This window comes from Nocardia implantans (assembly GCF_035544775.1).
GTDB lineage: Bacteria > Actinomycetota > Actinomycetes > Mycobacteriales > Mycobacteriaceae > Nocardia > Nocardia implantans.
This window is the reverse complement of record NZ_JAYKYQ010000017.1, coordinates 75,062-100,925: the sequence shown is the minus strand read 5'-3', so window position 1 is coordinate 100,925 and position 25,864 is coordinate 75,062. Positions and strand designations below refer to the sequence as shown.

The following is a 25,864-nucleotide window of genomic DNA, read 5'->3' as shown; positions in this document are numbered from 1 at the left end:
TTTGCCACCATGGAGAGATGGGCCGGATCAGGATAGGCACGTCGGGCTGGGTCTACCCGCCCTGGCGCGGGACGTTCTACCCGGAGGGTTTGCCGCACAAGCGCGAGCTGACCTATTTGTCCGAACAGCTCGACAGTGTGGAGATCAACGGCTCGTTCTACTCGCTGCAACGCCCGTCGAGTTACCAGAAGTGGGCCGAGCAGACGCCGGACGATTTCCTCTTCGCGGTGAAGGGCAGCAGATTCATCACGCACATGAAGCGGTTGCGCGACGGTGACGACCTGCTGGCCAACTTCCTGGCATCGGGCCCGCTGGCGCTCGGACCCAAGCTGGGCCCGATCCTGTGGCAGCTGCCGCCGACGTTCCGTTTCGACGCCGACGTGCTGGACGACTTCTTGTCCCGGCTGCCGCGCGGCACCGAGCAGGCCGCGGAGATCGCGCGGCGGCACGATCACCGCGTCGACCCCCCGTACACCAGCACCGACGCCGACCGGCCGATCCGGCATGCCATGGAGATCCGGCACGAAAGCTTTGTGACCCCGGCGTTCACCGATCTGCTCGGCCGCCACAACGTAGCCCTCGTCGTCGCCGACGCGGCGGGCAAGTATCCGCTGCTGGAAGAGGTCACCGCCGACTTCGTCTACATCCGGTTGCACGGCCACGACGAGCTCTACGTCAGCGGATACACCGACGAGGGTCTGGAGATGTGGGCGGAGAAGATCCGCGCGTGGGCCGGAACGCTGGACGTCTACACCTATTTCGACAACGACGCGAAAGTGCGGGCGCCGCGCGACGCCATAGCGTTGCGGGAACGCTTGGCGTCGGTCGTGTCGCCACGGCCGGCGGGATCGGGACAGTGACGCCGGCGCGGCAGGTCGCGGTCTGCGGGCCGAGGGAGTGCACACCGCAGGAAGCGGAGTGGGCGCGTGCGGTCGGCGGGCTCTTGGCGCGGGCGGGAGTCACCGTCCTGTGCGGCGGCGGGTCCGGGGTGATGGCCGCGGTCGCCGCCGGCGCCGCCGAGGCCGGTGGGCTGGTGATCGGCGTGCGGCCGGACACCGACCGCGCCGCGGTGTGTCCCGGCCTGTCCGCGGTGCTGTTCACGAACATGGGCGAGGCGCGCAACGCCATCCTGATCGAGTCGGCGGACGCGGTGATCGTCATCGGCGGCTCGTGGGGCACGCTCTCGGAGGTCGCACTGGCCCGCCGGCGCGGCGGCATTCCGGTTGTCGCGCTGGGCGGCTGGCAGATCCGCGACGCGCACGGACGGCCGATGGCGGCGACGGTGAACACGGCCGACCCGGCCGATGCGGTGCGCCGGGCGCTGGACGGGATCGGTTGCGAACCGGCCTGAGACCGCCGATCGATCCGGGGCGGACAGACAACTGTCGGCGACCGGTCATCGCCGAGCACCGCCAGTGCACCCAGGCGAAATTCGGCTCGCCCGTACTACGCCATAGATCCGCGCAAGATTCGCTGTCTCCAGCGAATTCGACACTGCCACGGCCGGTCCGGGTTGCCCAGCTACCGAATCCGCCCTCCCCCAATTCTTTCCGATCACGCAATCTTGCGCGTCACGCAAGTTTCGCTACGGTGGACGTGTGGCATTCGTCCTGGGCCTGCGCGAGCGCAAGAAGCTCGCCACCCGCGAGGCGCTCGGTTTCGCGGCGCTGCGACTGGCCGTAGAGCGCGGGCTGGACAACGTTCTCGTCGAGGACATCGCCGCGGCGGCCGGAGTCTCCGCGCGCACGTTCAACAACTACTTCGCCAGCAAGTACGAGGCCGTCTGCTCGGTGGCGGTGGACCGGGCCCGCCGGATCGCGGACGACCTGCGCGCCCGACCGGCCGCCGAACCGCTGTGGCCAGCGGTGATCCACGCCGTGCTGGCGGAGTTCCGCGACACCGAACCACCCGATTCCGCTTGGACCGCCGGCGTTCGCCTGATCACCCGCGCACCGTCGTTGCAGGGCGAATACCGCAGATCACAGGCGGTGATCGAAGGCGCGCTGGCCGAGGCCATCGCCGAGCGCACCGGCCGCGCGAACGATGCCGACATGTTCCCTCGAATCATGGCCGGGGCGGTCACGGCAGCGCTGTACGTGGCCATCGACCGATGGGTCGAGGCCGATCCCCCCGTTCCCGCGCTACCGGTCATCCGGGAAGCGTTGCGCCAGTTGACTCATCTCTCAGGAGCGTTTCCCATGGATGTACCGACCCAGCACACTCTCGCCGTGCCCGGTGCGACCCTCTACTACGAGATCCGCGGCACCGGCCCGCTGTTGCTGCTCATTCCGGGCGGCAACGGCGACGCCGGAGGCTTCGACGCCGTCGCCGAACGACTCGCCGACCGCTACACCGTGGTCGCCTACGACCGGCGCGGCTTCAGCCGCAGCCCCCTCGACGGGCCGCCGCACGATCGCATCGTCACCGACGGCGCGGACGCCGCCGCGCTGCTCACACACCTCACCGACCGGCCCGCCCATGTACTCGGCAGCAGTTCCGGAGCGATCGTCGCGCTCGAATTGTTGCGCGCCCGGCCGGAACTGGTGCGCACGCTCGTCGCCCACGAACCACCGCTGGCCACGCTGCTGCCCGACAGCGAGAAGTGGCTGACCTTCCTGGACGGCATCCACGAACAGAGCAGGACCGAGGGCACGGCCGCCGCCATGGCGGCGTTCGCGGCCGGCATCGGCATGCGGTCCACGCCGCCTCCCCCGGTCGACCAGTTGCCGCCGGAAGCCGCCGCGATGGTGACCAGGATCCAGCAGAACCTGCTGTTCTGGCTGGAACACGAGCTTCGGCAATATCCCCGGTACACCCCGGATCCGACGGCGTTGCGCGCGGCGTCCGACCGCCTGGTACTCGGCGTCGGACGCGAGTCGAGAGACACCTTCCCCGGCTTCCCGAACGCCGCACTCGCAAAGGAACTCGGCCTCGACCTCGTCGAGTTCGCTGGCGACCACATCGGCTACCGCACCGCCGCAGACGAGTTCGCCACACAACTCGACCGCGTGCTGACCCGCGAGGGAACCGGTGCCGGATCCTGACCGAGGACACGGCGACACCCTGCCACCGAGCGGCGAGGCACCCGCCGCGGCGGACTAAGCCGACTGGCGCAGGGGATGCAGGGCGGCCAGCGCGCGCAGGGCGTCGGCGCGCGAGATGGGCTGGTCGTTGTCCAGGGCGGCCAGTTCCAGTTCGATCCAGTCGCGGATGAGCGCGGACATGGTCACATTGCGCTGCTCGGCGGCCTTCTTCACCCGCTGGTGCAGTTCCAGTGGGATGCGCAGCGAGGTGGTGACGGTGACCGTGTCCTCGGCGCGCAGCGGCGGGGGCAGCTCGGCGGCGTCGACCGGCGCGTCGCTGTACTCCAGATCGGACAGGAAGTCCCGGACGTCCTCGGGATTCGTCGGATAGTCAGTCATCGGCGTGCTCCCAACGCTCGAGTTCGGCCACCTGCGCCTCGGTCATCTCGACCGCGCCCAGAATGTCCCACTGCCAGCCCTCGGTGCGGCGGACAGCGACGATGAGCGGCCGGCCCGCCTCGGTCCGGCCCCACACCGTCAGGACCGCGAGCTCGTTCCGGCCGCGCGCCCGCCGAGGCCATCGGCGAGCGCCCATGAGCACCTGCAGCACTTCGCGCGGGTCGATTCCCACCAGCGACAACAGTGCCCACTCAGGCCAGTTATAACCCACGATCAGCGATAATACAAGTGTATTGCGGGCGAGCTCACCGCGCTCTCGCCCGGGACAGATTCCAGCTCTGCCACGTGTCGTCGCCGAGACCCGACCGCAGCCGGGCACGCACCTGCGATCGCAGCGGCTCGGGAAGCCGTTCGGTCGCGGGCAGTATGTCCGGCGAGAGCGTGACCAGGTATTCGGTGTCCAGCGCCTTGCCCCGCTGCCAGCGAACGATGTTCTCCTCGGCGATCAGTCGCTCCGGGTCCAGCACGGCCAGCGCCAGCAAGGTGGCCATGGCGGTGCCGAGCACGGCGCGCGGCAGCCACGCCCGGCGCAGTCGCAGCACCGCGACCAGCACCAGGAGGTAGACCGAACCGAGCCACAGTTCGCAGGCTTCCACCAGCAGGCGCAGCACCGTGAAGCCGTAGGCCCGCTGGTAGGTCCACATCCGGCCGAGTGCGGAGGCGACGATCACCAAGGCGAGCACGCTCACCGCCGTGAGCAGCCCGCGCAGCCACCAGCGGTCGGCGGGCGTGTCCTGGCCCGCCCAGCGCAACACCACCACGAGCACCGCGAGGGTCAGGACGGTGACGGCCGACAGTTGCCAGAACCCGGTGCGGGCGTACTCGGCGTAGGTCAGGCCCGCCGTCTTCCTGACATGGTCGTCGCCGCCGAAGAGCACGACGAACTGGGTCGCGACGAAGGCCGCGAACAGGATGGCGAGCGCACCGACCGGCAGCGCCCATTCCGAGCGGCGCAGCGTGCGCCCACCCGCTCGGGCGGCAGCGGGCGGTGGCGGACCCGCGAGCACGAACAACGCCCCGAGCGCGCCGAGCGCGACCACTGCGAACAGCACGATCCACCGCACCACCGAGGGCACGTCCAGGTCCGGCGTCACGGTATCGAGCAGCGCGGCGAACATCGCGTCGGCGCTGCCGAGCAACGGAACGAACACCGCGAGCAACGCCACGGTCACCGCCACCGACACCCCGAGCCGCCTGGCCCGCGGCGCGTTCGCACCGCGCACCCCGGCGGTGCCGGCGTAGGCCCACGGCACCGCTGCGACCGCTTCGAGCCCCACGGCCAGCGTGTCGTAGAAGACGCCGTTCGCCGAGCGGCGGCCGACGACGGCCAGCGAACCGGCGACAGCTGCCGCGACCACGCACAAGGCGAACAGCCAGCCCGCGGCGCGGACGGCGCCTACCGCGAGCAGCGCCAGCGCGAGCGTCGCCCACCACACCCGTCCCGCCAGCCGTGCTCTGCGCGCGGAAATCCACCTGAAAGAAGGCCTTCCGGCCTTCTGCGCCGCTTTCGCGACGGCGTCTTCCGTCGCGCTCGCCACCGCCCTGCGGGCGTTGCGGTCGACGAGGACGACCGCCGTCGCGGCCACAACGGCCGCGAGAAGCCAGCCGATGCCGGGCCGGTCCCAGTGCACGAGAATCGCCGCCGCCAGACCCGAGACGAGCGCGGCGGGCACCACGCCCGCAGGACAGGCCACACGCCGCCACTTGGGTGGTCGCTGCCGGACGGTCGGCCCGCCCGGAGAAGGCCGGACGGACGCGCCGTCCTGCGCGGCGGAGCTCGCCGCCGGTCCCTCCGATCCGGCGACCGGAGGCGCACTCGTCGCAGTGCCGGAAGTTGTTGCCGCGGAGGCGGATTCGGTGCTCCACACCACCGCGGGCGCAGGGTCGGATTCGGGTTCCGGAGGCATGGTTCGTCCCTTCGACAGGCGTGCGGAATCACCCCGGCGCCGTCTTGGCGGTCCGGGTCGGATGAGGGGATGGATCAGCGGCCGGGCAGCACGACCCGGATCCGGGAGCCCGGCTCGGCGACGGCGATGGTGCCGCCGTGCAGATCGACCACCCAGCGGGCGATGGCCAGGCCGAGGCCGGTGCCCCCGCCCGCGGTACGGCCGCCCCTGGTGAACCGGTCGAACACCCGGGCGCGTTCGGCGAGCGGTATGCCGGGGCCGTCGTCCTCGACGTCGATCACGACCTCGCCTTGCGCGCCACGCACGGTGACGCGGACTTCCCCGCCCGCTGGCCCGTGGCGAGCCGCGTTGTCGAGCAGGTTCAGCAGCACTTGATGCAGACGCGCACGGTCGGCGTATACGCGGGCGGCGCCGGGCAGCACGTCGGTGCGGAACCGCACGCCGCGCCCGAGCGCGGCGGTCATGACCTCCGCCTCGGCGACGACGTCGGCCAGCAACGGCGCGATCGGCAGCTCTTCGCGGTCGAGCGGGAAGGCGCCCGCTTCGATGCTGGACAGGTCGAGCAGTTCCGAGACCAGCAGCGTGAGTCGCTCGGTCTGGGCCAGCGCGGTGCGCAGGGTCGCCGGGTCCGGCTCGGAGACGCCGTCGACGAGGTTCTCCAGTACCGCCTGCAAAGCGGTGATGGGCGTGCGCAACTCGTGCGAGACGTTCGCGATCAGGTCGCGGCGCTGCTGGTCGGCCGCGGCGAGGTCGGCCGCCATCTGATTGAACGCCTCGGCCAGTTGCCCGACTTCGTCGCGCGAACTCGCCCGCACCCGCAGGGTGTAGTCGCCGTGGGCCATGCGCTTGGCCGCCGCGGTCATCTCCCGCAGCGGCCTGGTGATGCCGTGGGCGAGGAACTGCGAGGTGAGCAACGCGATCACCACCGCGGTGAGCGTGGTGCGCGGGGGCAGCCAGCCGATCTTGAACCGGAAGAATCCGAACGCGACGCCGCCGGAGCACAGCATGAGGACCGCGAGCTTCAGCTTGATCGACTTCACCGGGTCCAACGGCCGTGGCAACAGCTCGGCTATCCGGTCGCTCACCCGGCGCCACCGGGCGCAACAGGTTGCGCGCTTTTCGTTTCCCACCTCCGGAATGCGCGCGGGACCGGCGCTCACCGGGCCTCCAAGGCGTATCCGACGCCCCGCACGGTGCGGATCAGATCGGCGCCGAGTTTGCGGCGCAACGCCTTGATGTGGCTGTCGACCGCGCGGATGCCCGCCGCGTCGGACCAGTCCCAGACGTCTTCGAGCAGCCGCTCGCGCGCGAGCACGGTGCGCGGGCGACGGGCCAGCCGGGCGAGCAGATCGAACTCCAGTGGCGTGAGCACGGCCTCGACCTCCGCGCGCCAGACCCGGCGCTGATCGACATCGATGCGCAGGTCGCCCACCAGGATCGTCGCGCCGTCGGGGGCGGCCGCCCGGTCGAGCCTGCGCAGCAGCGCGTGCACCCGGGCGGCGAGCACGCGCAACGAGAACGGCTTCGTCAGATAGTCGTCCGCGCCAACGCCAAGTCCGACGAGCTGATCGGTTTCGTCGGCGCGCGCGGTGAGCATGAGCACGGGCACCGGACGGCGCGCCTGGATGCGGCGGCACACCTCCAATCCGTCGAACCCCGGCAGCATGACGTCGAGCACCACCAGGTCGGGGCCGACGGCCTCGGCGGCGGCGACGGCCGAGGGGCCGTCGTGCGCAAGCTCGACGGTGTACCCCTCCGCCCGCAGGCGCGCCGCGACGGATTCGGCGATGGTCATCTCGTCGTCCACCACCAGGATTCGCCGTGCGGCCTGCGCCGGTGCGCTGTGTTCCATGCACCGAACCCTAGCCACCGGCTGTGGAGAGTTCCGGCGCCGATTGTGGAGATTTCGTGTGCATTCGCCGGCGTGGGCCGGCGTTCACGGCCGGGGCCACGGACGCTTGTCGATGCGTTCGATGTCGGTGTTGAACCGCTTCAGGAATCCGGCGAACGCGGCGACGTCCCCGGCCGACCAATCCGCCAGCACGTTCTCCAAAGCGCGGACGTTGTAGGCGCGCTCGGCATCGAGCTGGCGGCCGCCCTCGGCGGTGATGCGGAACTTGCGCGCCATGCCGCCGTCCGGATCCGGGATGCGTTCGATCAGGCCGGCTCCACGCATGGCCGTGGTCTGCCGGTGCAGCGTCGAGGTGTCGAGGCCGAAGGCGTCGCTGAGCTCGCCCACGGACATCGGGCCCTGCACGCGCAGCCTGCTCAGCACCGTGTAGGCGCTGCGGTCGAGGTGGCCGCGACCCCGGCGGGCCTTGGCGCTGAGGCTGTGCCGCCCCAGCAGCATGGTCTCGAACTCCACCGAAGATACGGGCTTGTCCACGCAACGCTCCTGCCGATATTCGCCAGCTCCCGGGCTCATCTCCGCACCTATACCACACCCCCACGGCGAGACCAGCGCATTTGCATAATACAATTGTTGTGCATAGTGCAATTTATGTGTACTATGCACAAGAATCGAGAGAGAGGGAGACCCGCGTGACAGCACCATCGGCAGCTCGGTCCGAGGGCATCGTCGGCGTACTCGCGGCGGCGGGCATCGTCGCCGCACTGATGCAAACCCTGGTGGTGCCGCTGATCGGGGACCTGCCCCGGATCCTGGACACCACGGTGTCCAACGCATCCTGGGTGATCACGGCGACGTTGCTCGCCGGCGCGGTGGCCACCCCGATCACCGGACGCCTCGGCGATCTCTACGGCAAGCGCCGCATGCTGCTGGCGTGCACGGTCCCGCTCATCGCCGGATCGCTGGTCTGCGCGCTCGCGAGTTCGGTCGTGCCGATGATCGCCGGTCGCGGCCTGCAGGGCATCGGCATGGGCGTGGTCCCGCTCGGCATCAGCGCGCTGCGTGACGTGCTGCCCGCCGAACGGCTCGGCACGTCCATCGCGGTGATGAGCGCGTCGATGGGCATCGGTGGCGCGCTGGGGCTTCCGCTGGCCGCGGCGGTGGCCGAGAATGCCAGCTGGCGTGTGTTGTTCTGGGGCTCGGCGGTGCTGAGCGCGGGTGTGGCCACGCTGATCTGGCTGCTGGTGCCCGCCATCCCGACGCGCGGCGGCGGCGGCGGTTTCGACGTTCCTGGCGCGCTCGGTCTCGGCACGGCGCTGGTGTGCCTGTTGCTGGCGGTGTCCAAGGGCGGCGACTGGGGTTGGACGAGCGGAACCGTTGTCGGCCTGTTCGCGGTCGCGGTCGTGGTCCTGGCGGTCTGGGGCTGGTGGGAACTGCGGACGGCGGATCCGCTGGTCGATCTGCGGGTGACCGCGCGCACGCAGGTGCTGCTGACCAACGCCGCCTCGATCGTGGTCGGATTCGCCATGTACGCGCAGTCGCTGATCGTGCCGCAATTGCTGCAACTGCCGCTGGCGACCGGTTACGGCCTCGGACAATCCATGCTGGCGATGGGATTGTGGATGGCGCCCGCCGGACTGGTGATGATGGCGGTCTCCCCGCTCGGCGCCCGGCTCTCGGCCGCGCGCGGGCCGAAGGTGACGCTCGCCGTAGGCAGCCTGGTGATCGCCATCGGCTACGGCTCCTCGGTCGTGCTGATGGGGTCCGCCTGGGGGCTGCTCATCGTGACCTGCGTGTGCAGCGGTGGCGTCGGCCTCGCCTACGGCTCGATGCCCGCGCTCATCATGAGCGCGGTCCCGCTGTCGGAAACCGCGTCCGCCAACAGCTTCAACACCTTGATGCGTTCGATCGGCACCACGGTGTCGGCCGCGGTCGTCGGCGTGGTCCTCGCGCAGATGAGCACCCGCCTCGGTGGGCACACCATCCCCACCGAGGCCGGTTTCCGCACCGGATTGCTGATCGGTTGTGGCGTCTCGGTGCTCGCGGCGCTGGTCGCACTGGCCATCCCGGTGCGCAAGCCCACCGAGGGACTGCCGCAGACAACCGACCTCGAGCCCGCGGCCGCGCGCGCCTGAGCGCGGCCCGCACTCGGGTCAGGCGAACAGCCGCGCGACGAACGGAATGCTGTCCGACAGTGAAGCGGCCATCGTGGCGCTGTGATCCTTGCCCGGATACACGTGGACCTCGGGCCGGACGCCGTGCGATTCCATATCGGCGATCAGCTTCGCGGTCAGCGGAGCGGGGACGTCGGTGTCGTTGGTGCCCTGCCCGATGAACAGCGGCCGGTCGTAGCCGGTGAGCGGAACGTCCATGACCGGGCGAGCCGTTGCGACGAAATCGCCGTCCGCGAGCGGGCGCGAGAACAACCGGTCGACCGAGATTCCTTGCGCGCGGTCGGCCAGCGGCTGGAAGCACAGCGATTCGGCGGCGGTTGCCAGTTGCTTGCCGACCGGGCTGAGATAGCTGTCGAGATCGAAGCCCGGTCGCGCCGCCTTCAGTCCGTTCATCACGTACGCGATATAGGCGGTGAGGTGCGCGTTGTCGATCGGGGGCGCGTCGGGCCCGAGGAACGAGGCGGCCTCGACGACGTTGGAGGCGGGGCCGGTGGCGACGGCGCCGCGGTAGTCGAGTTCGGGGGCGTAGGCCGTGGCCAGCGAGGCGGTGAACACCGCGGCTCCACCGCCCTGGGACTGACCGATCGCCACCCACTTCGACGACAGCGAATCGTCGACGGCGCGGGCCGCGCGCACCATGTCGATCCCCGCGTGCGCCTCGGCGCGTCCGTCCAGGTACGCGTGCGGCCCCGGGGTGCCCAGACCGATGTAGTCGGTCGCGACGACGGCGTAGCCCTGGCGCAACCAGGTCGCCAGATAGTCCAGGTCGCGCTTGCTGCGGCCTGCGGTCGACGGCGCGCACTCGTCGGCGAGGCCGACCGTCCCGTGCTCCCAGGACAGCACCGGCCAGCCGCCGCTCGGCGGCGTGCCGGCGGGAACGAAGACGGCGCCGCTCGCCAGCGCGGGCCGGTCGTCGGAGGTCCTGGTCCAGTACGTCAAGCGGCGAGCCGCGCCCGTGCCTTCGACCCACAGCTGTTCGGGCAGCGCCTCGTCGGTGACGACCGTGCCCGCGGCCGCGCCCGGCGCGGGCTCCGCCACGGCCGAACCCAGCGGAGGCCCCGCGAAGAGCAGTGCGGCCACGGCCACGGTGATTGCTGTACGTCGCACCGACATGGCGCCACCTCTCGGTCATCGGTTTGGTGTCTCGCCGAGACACTGTAGCGGCTAAAGTGTCACTTTGAGACACCAATGATGGTGACATCGCGGGGAGAGAGCGGGTATGACGGGTGTGAACGGTGCGCGTGACCGCGAGAAGGCGCGGGTGCGGCGGGAATTGGTCGACGCGGCGCTGCGGCTGTTCGAATCCCACGGGTTCGAGCAGACCACGGTGCAGCAGATCGCCGACGCGGCGCGGGTGTCCCGGCGCACCTTCCACCGTCACTTCCCGTCCAAACTCGCGGTGGTCTTCAGCCACGAAGAAGACCTCATGGCGCAGCTGCTCGCCGCCGTCGACCGGCGCCCGGCGAGCGAATCGGTACTGACCGCGCTGCGGGCGGCGCTGCGCGACTTCTTGCTCGACGAGCACGACACCAGCTCGCGCGACCGCCAGGCGGAGACGGCGCGCCGGGCCAGGCAGCTGCTGGTGGGCAACCCGGAATTGCGGCGGGAGAACTTCATCGGAGCACTGGGACGCCAGCGCGCGATGGCGCTGAACTTCGCCGCCCGCGCCGGGCTTCCCGCCGACGATCTGCGACCGCAGCTCACGGCCTCGGCCTGCTTCGCGGCCTTCGGCGTCGGCCTCGACCACTGGATGCTGGGCGCGGACCACTCGGTGCCGGCCCTGTACCGCGTCCTCGATCAGGCGGTCGAGTCGCTGCAGCAAGGCATCGACATCGAAGGCGCGAGCTGATCGCGCACCGCCTCGGCACAGCCCGCACCGCAACCTGTTTCACCCGGTTCGCATACCATCGCGAAGGTGATCACGGTGGCCACTTGGAACGTCCTGCATCGCGTCCACGCCGAGAACTGGTACGAGGACGTCGCCACCCGCTGGCCGGACGAGGGCGCGCGGATCGCCGAAGTCACCGCGCGAGTGGCCGAACGCACCGAGGGGATCATCGCGTTACAGGAGGTCAGCGGCGATCAGCTGGCGAGCCTGCGAATGGCCCTGCCGGACCGGACGTTCCACGCGATGCGGTATCAGCGGCTGCCGACGCCGCGGCGCATGCCCAGCTCGCTGCTCGACGGCGGTGAGTACCTCGTGGTGCTCACCGCGGGGCCGAGCAGGGAGGTGACCGCCGAATCCTTCGCCCACGATCACGGCAAGGGCGCGCTGGTCGTGGACGTCGGCGGCCTGACGGTGATCGCCACCCACGTCACCGGCGACCGGCGGCGCACCGACCAGTTCGCCCGCCTGGCCGAACTCGCCACCGACGCAGCGGAGGACGCCGCGGTGCTGCTGGGCGACTTCAACACCGACCGCGCCACCGTCGCCGCCGCGCTGGGCGAGGACTTCGTGGTCGCCGAGCACAGCGCCGACGGGCTACCAACCCGCCCGCGTTCCTCGGGCGCGAAATCGCAGCACATCGACCACGTAGTGGTGCACGGCGCGACCGTCACGGCGGCGTCGGTCGACGACATCGGCGGGGTGTCCGACCACAATCTGGTGCACGCGACCGTCACGGTGTGAGGCTCCGGCCGGCAGGCGGAAACGCTGCACCGCAGAGCGTTTGGGCGCGATTGCGCGGCTCGGCTGGACATCCCGGCACAGGTCCGTTCCGATGCGAACAAAAGCTACGACAGACGGTAGTATGAGCCGGTGCGTAATCCGACGATGATGGCGGCGCGACTGCGCGGCGCGTTCGTCGGATCCGCCGCCGCAGCGGTGAGCATCGCCGCGCACGCGCTCGGCGGCGGCACGATGGCGCCCGGGGCCGCGCCTGTCGCGCTGCTGATCGCCGCCTGCGCGGCGGTGGGTGTGCTGGCCGGGGCGCGGCCCCACCGGCACGGCATCGGCGAGATGATGGCCACGCTCGCGGTGGCGCAAGCAGTCGCGCACATCGCGTCCACGCTGTCGGCCCCGCATCAGCACGACGCGCGCGCGACCTCGGTCATGCTCGGCACGCATCTGGCGGCCGTCCCGCTCGGCGCGCTGCTCATCCGCGCCGCCGAACACGCTGTGCTGCGCGCGGCTTCCGACGTGCGCCGCACGGTGCGCGTGCTCGGCGAAGGGCCGAGCGCACCGGTCCGGATCGGCTCGCCCGCGTTCGAGCATGCTCCGCCCCATCCACGTCGCCCGCTGCTCGGTTCCGGCTGCGGCCTGCGCGGGCCGCCACCGCCGCGCTGACCTCTACCTCGCGCCGACGAGCAGCGCCATCGTCCCGGCCCCACACTCGACGCTCGGTCCGCGACCTCGGATCGTCGCCGTCCGACGCGGTCGGCGAACGCCGTCGTCCACAGGGACGAACGCCGTCCGCCGCAGCTGGCACACGCCCGTCCGCTATGGCCGGCACACGCCGTCCCGCACCGGGTTCGACTGCGGTAGCCGACACGGGCATCGAGCCGACGAGCCGGTTCGCCGCGAATCCCGTGCACTGCGTTCTCGAAGAATCCGCGGTGCGGCTGCAGGATTCGATCGAAGCCCCCGCCGCCGGAGTTCCCGGTCTTGTGGCGATGCTCGACGTGTTCACCGACAGCACGGCTGACCAGCGCCCGCCGACGGATCGGCCGATGCGCCTGCGCTTTCGTCGGCGCGCACCCACCGAATCTCACGACTTGTGGAGTCCCCATGCCTGACAACCTTTTCCTTCCACCCCGGGCCGCTCGCCTCCTGCGTGGCGCGCTCGCCGCCGCCGCGGTGCCCCTTCTCCTGACCGCGTGCTCGTCGGCCGACAAGACCGGCGACGTCGCATCAGCCGACGCGGTGACCATCTCCGACCAGTGGGTCAAGGCCGCCGACAGCGGGATGTCGGCCGCGTTCGGCGACCTGATCAACAGCGGCGACACCCCGCGCACCATCGTCTCGGCCACCAGTCCCGCCTCCGGCCGGATCGAATTGCACGAAGTGGTCGTCGACGCGAACGGGACGAAGGCGATGCGGCCCAAACGCGGCGGCTTCGTGATTCCCGCGCACGGCCGCACCCAGCTGCGCCCCGGCGGGGATCACATCATGTTCATGGACCTGCGCGGGCCCCTGCGCACGGGGTCGGAGACGTCGGTCACGCTGACCTTCGACGACGGCTCGACCACCACCTTCACCGCTCAGGTGCGCGACTTCGCGGGCAACCAGGAGAATTACCTGCCCGACCACGCGGGCGGCGAGGCACATGCGGGCGCGCAGACCCCCGCGCACGGTGGCTGACCGGAACGGACCGCGTCCCGCACGGATCAACCGGCGGCGTCTGCTGGGCGGCGGGGCCGCCGCGGCAGGCGTCGCCGGTGTCGGGCTCGGCGCGGCCGCCCGCATCGGACGGCGGGATTCCGATCCATCGCCGTGGGCGGCGACGGAGCCGTTCTACGGAGCGCACCAAGCGGGTATCGGCACCCGCCCGCAAGCGCACGCGGCGTTCGTCGCCGTCGATCTGCGACCGGGCGTCCGGCGCGACGACCTCGTGGGCCTGCTGAAGATATGGACCGGCGACGCCGCCCGGCTGACCGAGGGCCGCCCCGCCCTCGCGGACACCGAACCCGAACTCGCGCTGCGCCCGGCGCGGCTCACCGTCACGGTGGGTTTCGGGCCGGCGATGTTCGTGGCGGCCGGGCTGGAGCACCGCAAGCCGTCCTGGCTGCGGCCGCTGCCGCCGTTCACCATCGATCGGCTCGAACCCGCCTGGACCGGAGGCGATCTGCTCCTGCAGGTGTGCGCCGACGAGGCGACCACGGTGTCGCACACGGTGCGTGTGCTGTGCCGCAGCGTCACCTCGCTGGTCACTGTGCGCTGGGTGCAGCGCGGGTTCCGTGATGCCGCTCCCGGCCGCACACCGCGCAACCTGATGGGCCAGGTCGACGGCACGGTGAACCTGGCGCCCGGCACACCGGAATTCGACCGTCTGGTGTGGGACGACGGGGCCGCGCAGCCCTGGCTGGGCGGCGGCACCTCGTGCGTCCTGCGGCGGATCGCGATGACGCTGGACACCTGGGATCAAATCGACCGAGAAGAAAGGGAACTCACCATCGGCCGCACCATCGCCGACGGTGCGCCGCTCACCGGACACCACGAGTTCGACGAGCCGGACTTCACGGCCGTCGACACGAACGGGATTCCGGTCATCCCGCCGTCGTCACACATCGCTCGCGCGCACCACACCAGCGACGGCGAGCGTTTCCTGCGCCGCGGCTACAACTACGACGACGCGCCGACGCCGGGCGCCACGTCCAACTCGGGTCTGCTGTTCGCCGCCTACCAGCGGGACGTCGACAGCCAGTTCCTTCCGGTGCAACGCCGGCTCGCGGAGTTCGACGCCCTCAATGTGTGGACGACCCCGATCGGTTCCGCGGTGTTCGCCATCCCGCCCGGGGTAGCCGCACCGGGCGGCTATCTCGGGCAATCGCTGTTCGAGGGGTGAGGCATGTCCGGCGCCGCGGGGGCGCCGGACATCTCAGGTCCACAGCACGGCCACCAGGACGTTCACGATCGCCAGCACGCCGGCGGCGTCGCTCAGCCACGGCACCGGCTTGCCTCGCTTCTCGTCCGCGTGCCCGATCTCGGCGAACGCCGCCACCGCCACCGCGACGACCAGCTTCACGCCGATCTTCACCATGTTCGGATCCTTGCCGAGCGAGTCGATCGATTCGGCCATGCCGACCAGGACCAGCCCGGTGACCACCTGCAACCGCGCGCCCCAGACCATGACGTCCGATACGTTGGGGCGCCCGGCCACGTAACCACCCACCACGGCGGCCATTCCGAGCAGGTGCGCGACGACTACGACGTTGTAGATCAACTCTGACACGTTCACGCTGCCAACTTGCCATGGTTCGGGCGACAGCGCATTTCGCGACTACTCGACCGCCGGAACTACGTCGCGCGCAGCGTCACCTGACGGATGTGGCGGGTATGCCGCACGACCGACAGTAGATCGCACGAATTGCACCACACCCGTACGAAGGACGAACCACATGGTCGAAATCGGACGCGGTCGCATCCGGCGGCGCACCACCCGAGCAACCACCGCGATCGCGGCCGCGATCGCCGCGGGCGGTCTCGCCGTCGCGTGCACCGCGAGCAGAACCACGCACGCCGGCCCCACCGAGGACGCGCCGAAACCGACGATCGTCCTCGAACACGGCGCCTTCGCCGACGGATCCAGCTGGAACGACGTGATCGAGAAGTTGCGCGCGGACCACTATCCCGTGGTGGCCGCCGCCAACCCGTTGCGCGGACCCGCCGCGGACGCCACCACGCTGCGGGCGCTCGTCGACCACATCGGCGGCCCCGTGATCCTGGTCGGACATTCCTACGGCGGTTCCGTCATCAGCGCGGCCGCCGCCGGAAAGGACGAGGTGAAGGCGCTGGTCTTTGTCGCCGCCTTCCTGCCCGCGCCGGGCGAGACCGCGCTGGAGCTGACCGGAAAGTATCCGGGCTCCACCCTGCGCGGCACGTTGAACCCGGTGCCGTTCACCGGAATCGACGGCGGCGCCGGCACGGACCTCTATATCCAGCAGGACGAATTCCCTCAGCAGTTCGCCGCCGATGTCTCCGCCGACCGCGCCGCCCTGATGGCCGCCGCCCAGCGGCCGATCGCGCAGTCCGCGCTGGAGGAGAAGGCCACCGTCGCGGCATGGACCGAGAAACCCAGCTGGGACGTCATCACCACCGAAGACCGGAACATTCCGGTCGCGGCCCAGCGGTTCATGGCCGAGCGCGCCCACGCCAGCATCACCGAGGTCGCCGCTTCGCACTCCGTGGCCGTCTCGCACCCCGATGTGGTCGCCGACGTGATCGAGCAAGCCGCGCGGGCCACCCGCTGACCACATGCCCGGCCGTTGAACCCACTCGCGACCAGCGGCTTACGGCTGAATATCCTCCGCACCGAGCAGTCCTAGCGGTCACAGAGCATCCGAAATCCGCGCGGGCACAGCGCGGTCACGATCAGCCGGTGAACTCCCACACCGCCGGTCCCCGGCCGTGCAGTACCGCGGTCTCGGCTCCCAGCCACAGCGCCGCCGGGCCCGCGAAAAGCGCGGCGACGGCGCCCGCCGCCTGCCTGCCGGGGTGCGGCTCGGAGGGTAGCGGGCTGTCGTGCGTGGCCGCATGCCGCGCGGTCATCACGCTGCCCGCAGCGGGCCGGCGAAGGACTTGCGCAGCGAGGACGGGCCGACCAAGGGCAGCAGCGCGGCGAGGATCTTGCCTTTGACCGTCCGCGGAGTGCGCGTCAATTCCACGTCGACCCGGGTGCCGTCCTCGCCGGGGGCGGCCCGGAAGACCCAGCCGCCGCCCGCGCCGAAGAGTTTGGAGTCCAGGGTGGTGACGGTGACGGTGTCACCGGCCGGATCCCATTCGTAACGGGCGCGTTCCCACGCGGCCGCGGTGCCCTCGGTGACCTCCGCCCAGGTGTCACCGCGCTCGTGCACGACGAAGTGCTCGGCGTCGATGCTCGGCCATGCTTCGGCGCGGGCGGGGCCGAAATCGGTGAGCACGCGTACGACCTCGGCCGGGGACAGGGTGGACAGCAGGTGGAAGCGAACGGTGGCCATCGGGCTGCTCCTCGAGAATCGATCGATGCGGTCTGTGTCTGCGATTCCGGCCCCGTGTCGGCGGTTCCGGACGCTCATCGAGCATCGCTGTCGCGGGCAGGCCGCCGAATCCGTCGTGTGACGCTGTGCTGACGTAATCCGCTGCTCGGCGACGCCGTCGCGATGGCGGGCCCTACGTACACCGCGCGCTCACAGGTGGTCGGCGTCGATCACGGCCTGGGCGAACGGGCGTGGCGCCTCTTGCGGAACGTTGTGCCCGATGCCGTCGAGCACACGATGCTCGTATTTGCCGGCGAATTTGCCGCGGTAGCTTTTTCCGTCCTTGGCCGCGCCGTCGAAATCGCTGCTGACGGTGATGGCGGGCACGGTGACGGTGGCTCCGTCGAGTTGCCGTTCGTAGGCGTCGAATTCGGGTTCACCGGGCGCCAGGCCGAGCCGCCATCGGTAGTTGTGGATGACGATGTCGACGTGATCGGGATTGTCGAAGGCGGCGGCGCTGCGTTCGTAGGTGGCGTCGTCGAAGTTCCATTGCGGGGACGCGCGCCGCCAGATCAGCTTGTTGAATTCGCGGCGATTGCGGCTGTAGCCCAGCCGCCCGCGCTCGGTGGCGAAGTAGTACTGATACCACCAGCCGAGTTCGGCCTCCGGCGCGAGCGGTTGCTGATTGGCCGCGATCTGGGTGACGAGATATCCGCTCACCGACACGATCGCCTTGCAGCGCTGCGGCCACAGTGCGGCGATGACGTCGACCGTCCGCGCGCCCCAGTCGAATCCGCCGAGCACCGCTCGATCGATGTGCAAGGCGTCCATGAGGTCGACGATGTCGCGCGCGATCGCGGTCTGCTGGCCGTTGCGCACGGTCCGATCGGAAAGGAAGGTGGTGGATCCGTAGCCGCGCAGATACGGAACGATCACCCGGTACCCGGCCGCGGCGAGCAGCGGCCCGACATCGGCGTAACTGTAGGGATCGTACGGCCAGCCGTGTAGCAGCACGACGGGTTGCCCGGTGGCGGGGCCGAATTCGGCGTATCCGACGTTCAGGACCCCGGCATCGATCTGCTTGACCGGACCGAGTGTGGTGTTGGCTCCCGCTCCCGCGCGCAGGTCGGCGCCCGGTGCGGCGGCGCGGTCGGCGGCGCAGGCCGCCAGCGAGGTCCCGGCAAGGCCCGTGGCGCCCGCCGCGAGCGCTCCGCCGAACAGTCGTCGTCTGCTGATGGTCATCCGAACTCCTAGTAGCCTTCGCGGAGGGCCGGTGGTGCCGAGCCGGAGCTCATCGCCCTTTCCGGCCACGCCGATGACGCTAGGCAGCGACCGGATGCCGTCGCGAGCGTCGGATGACGTAATCGCCGTCGGTCATCGGGGACGGTGCGCCGCCCGCTCGGCGCATGCCCGGCGCGCGTCACACGGTCGCGTCGTCGGCGGGCAGAAGCGCCGCCAGATCCGTGCGGGAGCTGACGCCGAGCTTAGGGAAGATCCGATGCAGGTGAGTGCTGACGGTTCGATGCGACAGGTACAGCCGCTGCCCGATCTCCCGGTTGGTCAGCCCCTGGGCCGCCAGCCTGGCGATGCTCAGCTCGTGCGGCGTCAGCCGGTCGCGGGCGTCGGGGTCGCGGTTCGGGCTCGATTCCCCGGCACCGCGCAGTTCCAGCCGGGCTCGTTCGCTCCACGCGCTGAACCCGAGCGCGTCGAAGATCTCCCTGGCCGTGCGCAGCTCGGTGCGGGATTCGACGACCCGGCGCTGCCGCCGCAGCCATTCACCGTAGGACAGGTGCAGCCGCCCCCGCTCGGCGGGCCAGACGGTGAGGTCTTCGGCGAGCGCGCTGGTGAAGTGAGCTTCTGCGTCGTCGTCGGCCAAGAGGGCATGGGCGTATCGCCATCCGATGTGCAGAGCGGGCGAGGGCGTGGACGCCACGGCTCGCTCCAGGTCGCGCAGCACATCTCGCAGCGCGTCGGCCCGCCCGGCCCGAATCGCCGCGTCGGTGAGTTCGGCCAGGAAATAGGCGCGCAGCGCGGGCGAATACGACGGGTCCCGCGGATCGTGCAACCGGCGCAGATCGGCGAAGGCGTCGTCGTACCGGCCCTCGCCGAGCGCCGCGAGCCCGCGCGCGAGTCGCACCGTGGCCAGGACCGGTCGTGCGCCCGCGGCGAGTCCGACCCGTTCCGCAGTACCCGCCAGCGTCGCCGCCTGCGCGTAATCACCTCTCAGCGCGGCGATTTCGGCTTGCACGGCGATGGCGAGCCCATACATGAAGGGCTGACCGGTTTCCTGGGCGAAGTCCGCGGCCTCGGCCGCGGCGGGCGCGGCGGCGGTGAGATCGCCGAGGCGAGCCAGGCTCCACGCCTGCACGGTGAGCGCACGCGGCAGCAGCCCCAGATGCCCGTCGGCGCGGAATCCCGGTGCGGCCGCGGCGGAGAAGTGGGCGGCGAGATCGAAAGCGCCCACCTGCAGGGACGCGCTGCCCAGAAACCGGTCGACCTCGGGAGCACGACCGGCGCCCGCGGCCAGGGCGCGCAGCATGCCGATAACCCGTTCCCCTCGCTCGAAGGGAGCGACATACGCGGAGACCGCGACCAGGCGCGGATCATCGTCGGGGATGGGAAGGTCGTCGGCCACGGCCAGCAGCGCGGGGCGCGCCCCTGGCTCGGGTTCGGCCCAGAAACAGCGCATCGCCGCACCCCACAGGATCCGCATCGCCGCGTCCGGGTGCCCGTCGGCGGCGACGGAGGCGGCCAGCTTCGCCAACTCGCCGATCCGCGAGGGACTTTCGCGTACGCCGTCGTCGAATCCGCTGAGCAGCCAGGCCGCCGTGGCCCGCTGCCGGGATGTGGTGGGCAGTGCGCGCGCGGCCGCGACGAGCCGCTCGGCGGTATCACGGCGGCCGGAATCGACGGCGACTTCGGCCGCGCGCAGCAATCGGTCCGCGCGCCGCCGCGGGTCGCCGCTGAGGTCGGCGGCTCGCTCCCATGCGGTGACGGCGCCGCCGCCGTGCCGCGCCCGTTCGGCGACCTCCTCCAACTCGCGCGCCACCTGTTCGTCCGGGCCGGCGGCGGCCGCGGCCCGCCGCCATGCGCGCCGTTCCGGGTCGGTGATGACGTCGACGAGCGCGCGGTGGACGCGCGCACGCTCGTCGGCCGTCGCCGTCGCGATCAAAGCCGAGCGCATCAGGGGATGCCGGAAGACGACGGTGCCGGGCCCGGTGGCCAGCAGCCGGGATTCGATAGCGGGCGTGAGGATTTCGAGCTCGGCCGGTGTGCCGAGGAGAACGCTCGCCGCGGCGAGTATCTCGGTGGCGGAGTCGCTGTCGTCGAGTGCGGCGACCAGCAGCGCGGTCCGGGTGGCGGCGGGCAGCGTCGCGCTGCGCGCGGTGAAAGCGCGTTCCAGCCGTTCGGTCAGCGGCGGCGGCGCGGGAAGCTCCGCGAGATCGCTCACCGCGGTCGGCAGCTCGGTCAGCGCCAGCGGGTTGCCGTGCGCCTCGGCCAGCAGCCGATCGCGGATTCGCGCGGGTAACCCGGGGGCCGCCTGGTCCAGCAGCGCGGCGGCGTCGTCCTCCGACAGCGGTTCGAGCCTCAGCACGCTCAGCCCCGCGTCGGCGAGCGGCGTGCCATTCCCCTCGCGCAGGGTGGCGATCAGTGCGACCGGCTCGGCATCGATGCGGCGGGCGACGAACGCGAGGACCTCCGCGCTGGCGGGGTCGAGCCACTGCACATCCTCCGCGACGCAAAGCAGCGGCCGTTCGGCCGCCACGTCGGTCAGCAGCGTCAGCGCCGCGAGCCCGACCAGATATGCCGTGGGTTCCTCGCCGCTGTCCGACAGGCCCAGAGCGCTTGTCAGCGCGTCGAATTGCCGGGCGGGCAGCCCGTCCAGCGACTTTCGCAGCGGATACAGCAGCCGGTGCAGCCCGGCGTAGGCGTAGTTCTGCTCGGACTCCGCCCCCGCCGTCCGCAGCACCCGCGAGCCCGAGATGGCCGCCGCGGCGATCGCCTCCTGAACCAGCGCCGACTTCCCGACCCCGGCCTCACCCCGGATCAGAACCCCGTGGCGATCCCCGGGGCCCTCGACGAGCGCTACCAGCTCTTTCAGCTCGTCATCCCGCCCGACCAGCGGCATGGTGCGCGCTCCTTTCCGGCTCCGTTCGTGCCCGGCTCCCGCCGCGAACCCTACCGAAGCGGGCGAAACACAGACCCGAAACCGCGTAGCGGCCGGACGGCCGCGCGGCTAGGGTGACGAGTCGTTGTTGACGGACTTGGCTTCTCACCTGGCGGTGAGAGTATTCGGGGTTGACGTATGAGCAGCGCATCGGCCACTGTCACGCTCGACCGGCTGCGCCGGGATTTGCGGGAATTCGCGCGCCTGGCCCGAGCAGGTTACGACCCCGCCGTGGTGGATCCGGTGCTCGAAGCCCTCGCCGAGCTGTGGACCGGCTCGGTGGTAGGTGTGCGCACCACGACCCATCCGGTCCCCGACCGCGAAGTCAACGCCAGGGTGCAGCACTCGGGTCCACCGGCCGAGCTGGTGGAGACGTTGCGCGAAGCCGGACTGATCAGCTTCACCGGACATCCGATGGAGCGACTGCTGCACGAGGTCTGCGCGGAGATCCCGGCGGGATCAGCCGTCGACCTCTCCCTCACCGGCGGTGTGCAGAAGGTCTGGCTGTTCTTCGCCGACGTCCTCGATGTCGAGCGGATGCTCGCCTTTCCCGGTATCCCGGACGCGGCACGCTCGCATGCCGAGCACTTGACCCGCTACGGCGGCAAGGTCGGCATCCTTGCGGTCGATTTCCCCGCGCGAACCATGAACCTGTACTCCCAGGTGCTGCCCCCTGGTGCGGTCGGCGCCGACGACATCGCCACGATCCTGACCGATCTGGATTTCGTGGCGGCCACCGACGAAGAATTGGCCCTGTTCGACGGCACGTTCAACGTCTACCGCACGTTTTCCTGGACATCGCCGCGCATGCAGCGAGTCTGCTTCCCGCAGCGCTATCAGGAAGAGAACTTCCCGCGTCACCTCGATCCGGTGCTGACCCGTTTCGTCGACGGAGCCCCGCGCGCCTTCGAGGGCCCACGCGGCTTCACCCTCTACGCCGCCTACGGCCCGCGATCGCGCTACTACAAAGTGCAAGCCGAATACACCACCGTCCACGCTGCCGCCATCCCCGGCGGCGGCGCCCCGCCACCGGCGAAGTAGACGCGGCGTACCTCACGCGCGGACCGGACGGGCCCTCTGCCGCCGCGTGAAATACCGCCGGACGGACGGCGGCGAGGAGGCCACCGACGAACAGTGACCCAGCCGACAGCATAATCTGGAATTGTTCCAATAAAGCCAGGCGTTGTTCTCCATGAAGATCCGAAAGGAGTGCAACCATGACCACGGCACATCAGACCCAGAAGCGAACCAATCGTCGTCTCGCCGACGAGGTCCGGAATTTCACCGGTTCCCCGCGGCTGGCGGCCGACCTGCAGCGCGTCCTCGTCGATCTCATCGAACTGCACCTGCAAGGTAAGCAGGCCCACTGGAACGTCGTCGGAACCAACTTCCGCGATCTGCACCTGCAGCTCGACGAACTCGTCGACGCGGCAAGGGAGGGCAGCGACACCATCGCCGAGCGGATGCGAGCCCTCGACGCGGTGCCCGACGGACGGTCCGACACCGTCGCCGCGACGACCAGCCTGCCGCCCTTCCCGGCCCAAGAGGTGAACTCCGCCGACGTCGTCGATCTCATCACGACCAGGACGTACGCGGCGATCGACACCATCCGCGACGTGCACGACGCCGTGGACGCCGAAGACCCGAGCACCAGCGATCTGCTCCATCAGATCACCGCCTCGCTGGAGAAACTGGCGTGGCTGATCAAGTCGGAGAACCGCAAGGTCTAGCCGCCGGTGAACTCGGGAGGTCTGCGCTCCGAGATGGCGGAAAGGGCCTCGTGATGGTCCTCGGTGTGGTGCGCGGCGGCCTGCATCGCGGCCGAGAGTTCCAGCAGGCTTTCCAAGCTCTGGTGTGTTCCCTCACGCAGCAGCCGCTTGGTCATCCGCAGCACCTGCGGCGGATTGCCGCACACCCGGGCGGCGAGCCCGCGGGCCGCCGCCATGAGGGCGCTCGGCTCGACCACTTCGCAGACCAGTCCCCAGTCGAGTGCGGTGTTCGCATCGATCGGCTCGCCGGTGAAGGCCATCTCGCAGGCCCTTGCCATGCCGATCGCCCTCGGCAGCAGCCAGGCGCCGCCGTCACCGGGGACGAGCCCGACTTTGACGAAGCTCTCGGCGAAGACCGCCGTGGTGGCGGCGACGCGCATATCGCACATCAGCGCCAGATCCAACCCCGCGCCGACGGCCGGGCCGTTGACGGCGGCGATGGTGGGTATCTCGCAGTGGTACAGGGCTTTCGGGATGCGCTGAATACCGTGCCGGTATGCCTGTCGCAGCTGCGCCGGTGTGCCGCCGAACATCCCGGTCCGCGTGCGCATGTGCTTGACGTTGCCGCCGGAGGAGAACGCCGGGCCCGCGCCGGTGAGGATCGCCGCCCGCAGACTGTGATCCCGGTTGGCCGACGCCACCGCGTCCTCGATGGCGGCGATGGTGTCGGCTTCGGAGATCGGATTGCGGGCTTGCGGGTTGTTCAAGGTCCAGACGACCACATCCCCGGTCCGTTCGATGAGGAGCGGGTCACTCATCGCGATCTCCGGCGGGGTTCTCGGCCAGCACGATTCGCACGTCGACCGGGGTGCGGGCGGACCCCGACGCGATCACCGGATTGAGATCCAGTTCGGAGATCTCCGGGTGCTCGGCAACGAAGTCCCCGACACGGACGAGAAAACGCGCGAGACTGTCGCGATCGACCGCGGGCAGATGCCGGTAGCCGTCGAGCATCCGGGAAGCGATCGTCTCCTGGATCATCTGGCCCGCTTCCGATTCGGTGAGCGGGACCGCCCGGAAGGTGACGTCCCGCACCGCGTCGACCAGAACCCCGCCGGTGCCGAACGCCAGCACGGGCCCGAAGACCGGATCGCGAGTGGCGCCCACGAGCAACTCCACACCGGCGTCGGCCATGGGCGTCACGATCATGCCGTCGATGCGGGCGCCGGGCACTTTCGCGGTGACCGCGTCGACGATGGCCGCGGCGTGCTCGCTCGCGGTTGCGGCCACCACGCCCAGCCTGACCCCTCCCACGTCGGACTTGTGGATCACCTGCGGGGAGACGACTTTCACCGCGCAGGGCCGACCGAACGCGGCGACGGCCGCGCCCACCGCGTCGAGGTCGCGCACGAAGGTCCATTCGCCGACGTCGACTCCCGCGTCCGCCAGCGCCCGCCGCGCGGCGGGCTCGTCGAGAACTCCCGATCCCGGGATGGGCCGAGCCGGCGGCGGCAACAGCAGTGAGGAACGCCGGGCGCGGTCGGCCCGCACGCGGCCACGCCGCTGCAAGGCGGCGACCACCCGTGCGGCGTGCTCGATCGAGCCGAGCACCGGTACGCCGCCCGCCCGCAGCCGGTCGTGGTTGGCGATATCGAGACTCGCGTAGCAGCTCTGGATCAACAGCGGCACATCGTATTCGGCGGAGAGCGCGAGCAAGGCGCCCGCGGCGGCGTCTTCGGCCTCGCGCAACGCTGGATCGAACCGCAGATGGTAGCCGCCGTACAGCCCGATGATCAGCACGAGACCCACAGCGGGGTCGCGCATGAGGATCTCGGCGGCTTCGGCGAAGACCATCGGGTCGGCGTCGGCGGCGCCCGCGATGTCCACCGGGCCTGCCACCGCGGCGGCGCTGCCGAGCAGCCGCCGCAACTGCCGCCGGGTTCGCTCGCTCAGCCGCGCCACTTCGATGCCCTGCGCGGCCATGGCATCCGCCGCCAACGCGGCGTGACCGCCGCCGTCGCTGAGGACCGCCACCGTGCGGCCGGGAGCGATGGGAACGCAGGTGGCGAGCGCCGCGGCGACGACAGCGAGTTCGTCGGAACGGTCGACCAGTTCCACCCCGGCCTGGCGCAGTACGGCGGTCGCCACCGCGTCCGAACCGGCGATCGAGCCGGTATGCGAGGCCGCGGCGCGGCGGCCACCCTCCGAACGCCCGCCGCGCAGCAGCACCACCGGCGTCTCCGGCACAGTCGCGGCGGCCGCGGTCAGGAACGACCGCCCGTCGGCGAATCCCTCGGAGTGGATCGCCACCACACCGGTTTCCGGATGACGGGCGAGTTCGACGAGGCATTCGTCGTAGCGGACGTCGGCTTGGTTACCCAGCCCCACGTACGCGTGGAAGCCGGGACCTTTCGCGGCGCGGTCGTCGTTCACCAGCGACAACAGCATGTTCCCGCTCTGGGTGATGACACTGATCGGTCCGCGCGGCACATCCGGCAGACCGACGAGATTCGCACCGGAGGTCAGATTCAGCAGTCCGGAGGTGTTCGGGCCGATCACCCGGATCCCGGTCTCCTCGATCACCTCGGCCAGCGCCGCGGCGAGGTCGGCGCCCTCCGCCCCGATCTCGCCGAAACCGTTCGCCAGCACCACCGCTCCGGCGATACCCGCGGCCGCGCACTCCCGCAGCGCTCCCGGCACCGCCGCCGCGGGCACGGCGATCAACGCGACGTCGGCGCCCGCGGGAACCTGATCGATGGAGGCGAGGACGTCGAGGCCGAGGATCCGGTCCGCGTTCGGGTTGACCGGGTAGACGGGATGGGCGTATCCGTCCTCCAGCAGGGCCCGGAGGACTTGATGCCCACGCTTCGCCGGGTCGGCGGACGCGCCGACCACCACGATGGAGTGGGGGTCGAGCAGCCGTTCGAGCGCGGTGCGGACCGGTGCGTCGAGTGTGGTCAT

General features: G+C 70.7%; 26 protein-coding genes. 12 read left to right on the top strand and 14 right to left on the bottom strand.

All coding sequences use genetic code 11. The features are described 5' to 3' along the window. The first annotated feature begins 17 nt into the window (after positions 1–17). The 3 genes from U3653_RS30365 (at position 18) to U3653_RS30355 (ending at position 3,044) form a co-directional block, all read left to right on the top strand. Positions 18–860: a DUF72 domain-containing protein gene (locus U3653_RS30365; protein WP_195083061.1), complete on the top strand. Its 843-nt coding sequence runs from the start codon at positions 18–20 to the stop codon at positions 858–860. After that, positions 857–1,351: an SLOG cluster 4 domain-containing protein gene (locus U3653_RS30360; protein ID WP_195083060.1), complete on the top strand. Its 495-nt coding sequence runs from the start codon at positions 857–859 to the stop codon at positions 1,349–1,351. The genes U3653_RS30365 and U3653_RS30360 overlap by 4 nt, the downstream gene beginning before the upstream one ends. Positions 1,352–1,598: 247 nt before the next feature. After that, positions 1,599–3,044 (top strand): alpha/beta fold hydrolase, encoded by a 1,446-nt coding sequence (locus U3653_RS30355; RefSeq protein ID WP_323124631.1) that lies wholly within the window; start codon positions 1,599–1,601, stop codon positions 3,042–3,044. Positions 3,045–3,098: 54 nt separating this feature from the next. Here U3653_RS30355 and U3653_RS30350 read toward each other — a convergent pair whose 3' ends face one another. The 6 genes from U3653_RS30350 to U3653_RS30325 form a co-directional block, all read right to left on the bottom strand. Then, positions 3,099–3,422 (bottom strand): ribbon-helix-helix domain-containing protein, encoded by a 324-nt coding sequence (locus U3653_RS30350; RefSeq protein WP_195083059.1) that lies wholly within the window; start codon positions 3,420–3,422, stop codon positions 3,099–3,101. After that, the gene (locus tag U3653_RS30345) at positions 3,415–3,693 is read right to left on the bottom strand and encodes a hypothetical protein (protein ID WP_067809176.1); all 279 of its coding nucleotides are present in this window, start codon (positions 3,691–3,693) and stop codon (positions 3,415–3,417) included. The genes U3653_RS30350 and U3653_RS30345 overlap by 8 nt, the downstream gene beginning before the upstream one ends. A gap of 34 nt (positions 3,694–3,727) precedes the next feature. Further along, positions 3,728–5,176, bottom strand: coding sequence for a DUF4153 domain-containing protein (locus tag U3653_RS30340; RefSeq protein ID WP_323124632.1), 1,449 nt, complete (start codon positions 5,174–5,176; stop codon positions 3,728–3,730). Positions 5,177–5,463: 287 nt separating this feature from the next. Continuing rightward, a complete protein-coding gene (locus tag U3653_RS30335; protein ID WP_323124633.1) occupies positions 5,464–6,474 on the bottom strand; it encodes a HAMP domain-containing sensor histidine kinase in 1,011 nt (336 codons plus the stop codon). Between the two features lie 71 nt (positions 6,475–6,545). Beyond that, complete coding sequence (locus U3653_RS30330) at positions 6,546–7,241, bottom strand: response regulator (protein WP_195083056.1); 696 nt, start codon at positions 7,239–7,241, stop codon at positions 6,546–6,548. A gap of 84 nt (positions 7,242–7,325) precedes the next feature. Next, positions 7,326–7,775, bottom strand: a complete 450-nt coding sequence (locus U3653_RS30325; protein WP_323124634.1) for a MarR family winged helix-turn-helix transcriptional regulator — start codon at positions 7,773–7,775, stop codon at positions 7,326–7,328. A 155-nt stretch (positions 7,776–7,930) separates the two neighbouring features. On the opposite strand from U3653_RS30325, the gene U3653_RS30320 reads away from it, so the two are divergent. Further along, on the top strand, positions 7,931–9,373 hold the full coding sequence (locus U3653_RS30320) for an MFS transporter (RefSeq protein WP_195083054.1): 1,443 nt from the start codon (positions 7,931–7,933) through the stop codon (positions 9,371–9,373). Positions 9,374–9,391: 18 nt separating this feature from the next. Here U3653_RS30320 and U3653_RS30315 read toward each other — a convergent pair whose 3' ends face one another. Continuing rightward, positions 9,392–10,525, bottom strand: a complete 1,134-nt coding sequence (locus tag U3653_RS30315) for a lipase family protein (RefSeq protein ID WP_195083053.1) — start codon at positions 10,523–10,525, stop codon at positions 9,392–9,394. A gap of 106 nt (positions 10,526–10,631) precedes the next feature. Here U3653_RS30315 and U3653_RS30310 point away from each other — a divergent pair, with 106 nt between their 5' ends. The 5 genes from U3653_RS30310 (at position 10,632) to U3653_RS30290 (ending at position 14,916) form a co-directional block, all read left to right on the top strand. Then, positions 10,632–11,261 carry a TetR/AcrR family transcriptional regulator gene (locus U3653_RS30310; protein WP_195083052.1) on the top strand — a complete coding sequence of 210 codons (630 nt, stop codon included), beginning with the start codon at positions 10,632–10,634 and terminating at the stop codon, positions 11,259–11,261. A 75-nt stretch (positions 11,262–11,336) separates the two neighbouring features. Beyond that, a complete protein-coding gene (locus U3653_RS30305) occupies positions 11,337–12,041 on the top strand; it encodes an endonuclease/exonuclease/phosphatase family protein (protein WP_323124635.1) in 705 nt (234 codons plus the stop codon). 129 nt (positions 12,042–12,170) lie between these two features. Then, positions 12,171–12,698 carry a hypothetical protein gene (locus tag U3653_RS30300; protein ID WP_195083050.1) on the top strand — a complete coding sequence of 176 codons (528 nt, stop codon included), beginning with the start codon at positions 12,171–12,173 and terminating at the stop codon, positions 12,696–12,698. Between the two features lie 441 nt (positions 12,699–13,139). Then, positions 13,140–13,712 (top strand): copper chaperone PCu(A)C, encoded by a 573-nt coding sequence (locus U3653_RS30295; RefSeq protein ID WP_195083048.1) that lies wholly within the window; start codon positions 13,140–13,142, stop codon positions 13,710–13,712. Beyond that, positions 13,705–14,916 carry a Dyp-type peroxidase gene (locus tag U3653_RS30290; protein WP_323124636.1) on the top strand — a complete coding sequence of 404 codons (1,212 nt, stop codon included), beginning with the start codon at positions 13,705–13,707 and terminating at the stop codon, positions 14,914–14,916. Before U3653_RS30295 ends, U3653_RS30290 begins: the two co-directional genes overlap by 8 nt. A 33-nt stretch (positions 14,917–14,949) precedes the next feature. Here the strand turns inward: U3653_RS30290 and U3653_RS30285 are convergent, their stop codons facing one another. Beyond that, on the bottom strand, positions 14,950–15,255 hold the full coding sequence (locus U3653_RS30285; protein WP_195083087.1) for a hypothetical protein: 306 nt from the start codon (positions 15,253–15,255) through the stop codon (positions 14,950–14,952). A gap of 214 nt (positions 15,256–15,469) precedes the next feature. On the opposite strand from U3653_RS30285, the gene U3653_RS30280 reads away from it, so the two are divergent. Then, positions 15,470–16,321 carry an alpha/beta fold hydrolase gene (locus tag U3653_RS30280; RefSeq protein ID WP_195083046.1) on the top strand — a complete coding sequence of 284 codons (852 nt, stop codon included), beginning with the start codon at positions 15,470–15,472 and terminating at the stop codon, positions 16,319–16,321. 121 nt (positions 16,322–16,442) lie between these two features. On the opposite strand, the gene U3653_RS30275 is transcribed toward U3653_RS30280, so the two are convergent. From U3653_RS30275 to U3653_RS30260, 4 genes are all read right to left on the bottom strand, one after another. Further along, complete coding sequence (locus U3653_RS30275) at positions 16,443–16,619, bottom strand: hypothetical protein (RefSeq protein ID WP_195083045.1); 177 nt, start codon at positions 16,617–16,619, stop codon at positions 16,443–16,445. After that, positions 16,619–17,047: an SRPBCC family protein gene (locus U3653_RS30270; RefSeq protein WP_195083044.1), complete on the bottom strand. Its 429-nt coding sequence runs from the start codon at positions 17,045–17,047 to the stop codon at positions 16,619–16,621. The genes U3653_RS30275 and U3653_RS30270 overlap by 1 nt, the downstream gene beginning before the upstream one ends. Positions 17,048–17,236: 189 nt before the next feature. After that, a complete protein-coding gene (locus U3653_RS30265) occupies positions 17,237–18,268 on the bottom strand; it encodes an alpha/beta fold hydrolase (RefSeq protein ID WP_195083043.1) in 1,032 nt (343 codons plus the stop codon). Between the two features lie 178 nt (positions 18,269–18,446). After that, the gene (locus U3653_RS30260; RefSeq protein WP_195083042.1) at positions 18,447–21,155 is read right to left on the bottom strand and encodes an ATP-binding protein; all 2,709 of its coding nucleotides are present in this window, start codon (positions 21,153–21,155) and stop codon (positions 18,447–18,449) included. A 177-nt stretch (positions 21,156–21,332) separates the two neighbouring features. Here U3653_RS30260 and U3653_RS30255 point away from each other — a divergent pair, with 177 nt between their 5' ends. Together U3653_RS30255 and U3653_RS30250 are read left to right on the top strand one after the other, a co-directional pair. Then, on the top strand, positions 21,333–22,235 hold the full coding sequence (locus tag U3653_RS30255; RefSeq protein WP_195083041.1) for an aromatic prenyltransferase: 903 nt from the start codon (positions 21,333–21,335) through the stop codon (positions 22,233–22,235). A gap of 176 nt (positions 22,236–22,411) precedes the next feature. Next, a complete protein-coding gene (locus U3653_RS30250) occupies positions 22,412–22,924 on the top strand; it encodes a Dps family protein (protein ID WP_195083040.1) in 513 nt (170 codons plus the stop codon). Here the strand turns inward: U3653_RS30250 and U3653_RS30245 are convergent. Together U3653_RS30245 and U3653_RS30240 are read right to left on the bottom strand one after the other, a co-directional pair. After that, positions 22,921–23,721 carry a crotonase/enoyl-CoA hydratase family protein gene (locus U3653_RS30245; RefSeq protein WP_195083039.1) on the bottom strand — a complete coding sequence of 267 codons (801 nt, stop codon included), beginning with the start codon at positions 23,719–23,721 and terminating at the stop codon, positions 22,921–22,923. The genes U3653_RS30250 and U3653_RS30245 overlap by 4 nt on opposite strands. After that, a complete protein-coding gene (locus tag U3653_RS30240; RefSeq protein ID WP_195083038.1) occupies positions 23,714–25,864 on the bottom strand; it encodes an acetate--CoA ligase family protein in 2,151 nt (716 codons plus the stop codon). The genes U3653_RS30245 and U3653_RS30240 overlap by 8 nt, the downstream gene beginning before the upstream one ends.

Bases quoted from the DNA above. Each gene is read 5' to 3' on its own strand.
- U3653_RS30365 (WP_195083061.1), top strand. From the start codon at position 18: ATGGGCCGGATCAGGATAGGCACGTCGGGCTGGGTCTACCCGCCCTGG.
- U3653_RS30350 (WP_195083059.1), bottom strand. From the start codon at position 3,422: ATGACTGACTATCCGACGAATCCCGAGGACGTCCGGGACTTCCTGTCC.
- U3653_RS30330 (WP_195083056.1), bottom strand. From the start codon at position 7,241: ATGGAACACAGCGCACCGGCGCAGGCCGCACGGCGAATCCTGGTGGTG.
- U3653_RS30315 (WP_195083053.1), bottom strand. From the start codon at position 10,525: ATGTCGGTGCGACGTACAGCAATCACCGTGGCCGTGGCCGCACTGCTC.
- U3653_RS30310 (WP_195083052.1), top strand. From the start codon at position 10,632: ATGACGGGTGTGAACGGTGCGCGTGACCGCGAGAAGGCGCGGGTGCGG.
- U3653_RS30295 (WP_195083048.1), top strand. From the start codon at position 13,140: ATGCCTGACAACCTTTTCCTTCCACCCCGGGCCGCTCGCCTCCTGCGT.
- U3653_RS30285 (WP_195083087.1), bottom strand. From the start codon at position 15,255: ATGGCCGCCGTGGTGGGTGGTTACGTGGCCGGGCGCCCCAACGTATCG.
- U3653_RS30280 (WP_195083046.1), top strand. From the start codon at position 15,470: ATGGTCGAAATCGGACGCGGTCGCATCCGGCGGCGCACCACCCGAGCA.
- U3653_RS30275 (WP_195083045.1), bottom strand. From the start codon at position 16,619: ATGACCGCGCGGCATGCGGCCACGCACGACAGCCCGCTACCCTCCGAG.
- U3653_RS30270 (WP_195083044.1), bottom strand. From the start codon at position 17,047: ATGGCCACCGTTCGCTTCCACCTGCTGTCCACCCTGTCCCCGGCCGAG.
- U3653_RS30265 (WP_195083043.1), bottom strand. From the start codon at position 18,268: ATGACCATCAGCAGACGACGACTGTTCGGCGGAGCGCTCGCGGCGGGC.
- U3653_RS30260 (WP_195083042.1), bottom strand. From the start codon at position 21,155: ATGCCGCTGGTCGGGCGGGATGACGAGCTGAAAGAGCTGGTAGCGCTC.
- U3653_RS30255 (WP_195083041.1), top strand. From the start codon at position 21,333: ATGAGCAGCGCATCGGCCACTGTCACGCTCGACCGGCTGCGCCGGGAT.
- U3653_RS30250 (WP_195083040.1), top strand. From the start codon at position 22,412: ATGACCACGGCACATCAGACCCAGAAGCGAACCAATCGTCGTCTCGCC.
- U3653_RS30245 (WP_195083039.1), bottom strand. From the start codon at position 23,721: ATGAGTGACCCGCTCCTCATCGAACGGACCGGGGATGTGGTCGTCTGG.
- U3653_RS30240 (WP_195083038.1), bottom strand. From the start codon at position 25,864: ATGACCACACTCGACGCACCGGTCCGCACCGCGCTCGAACGGCTGCTC.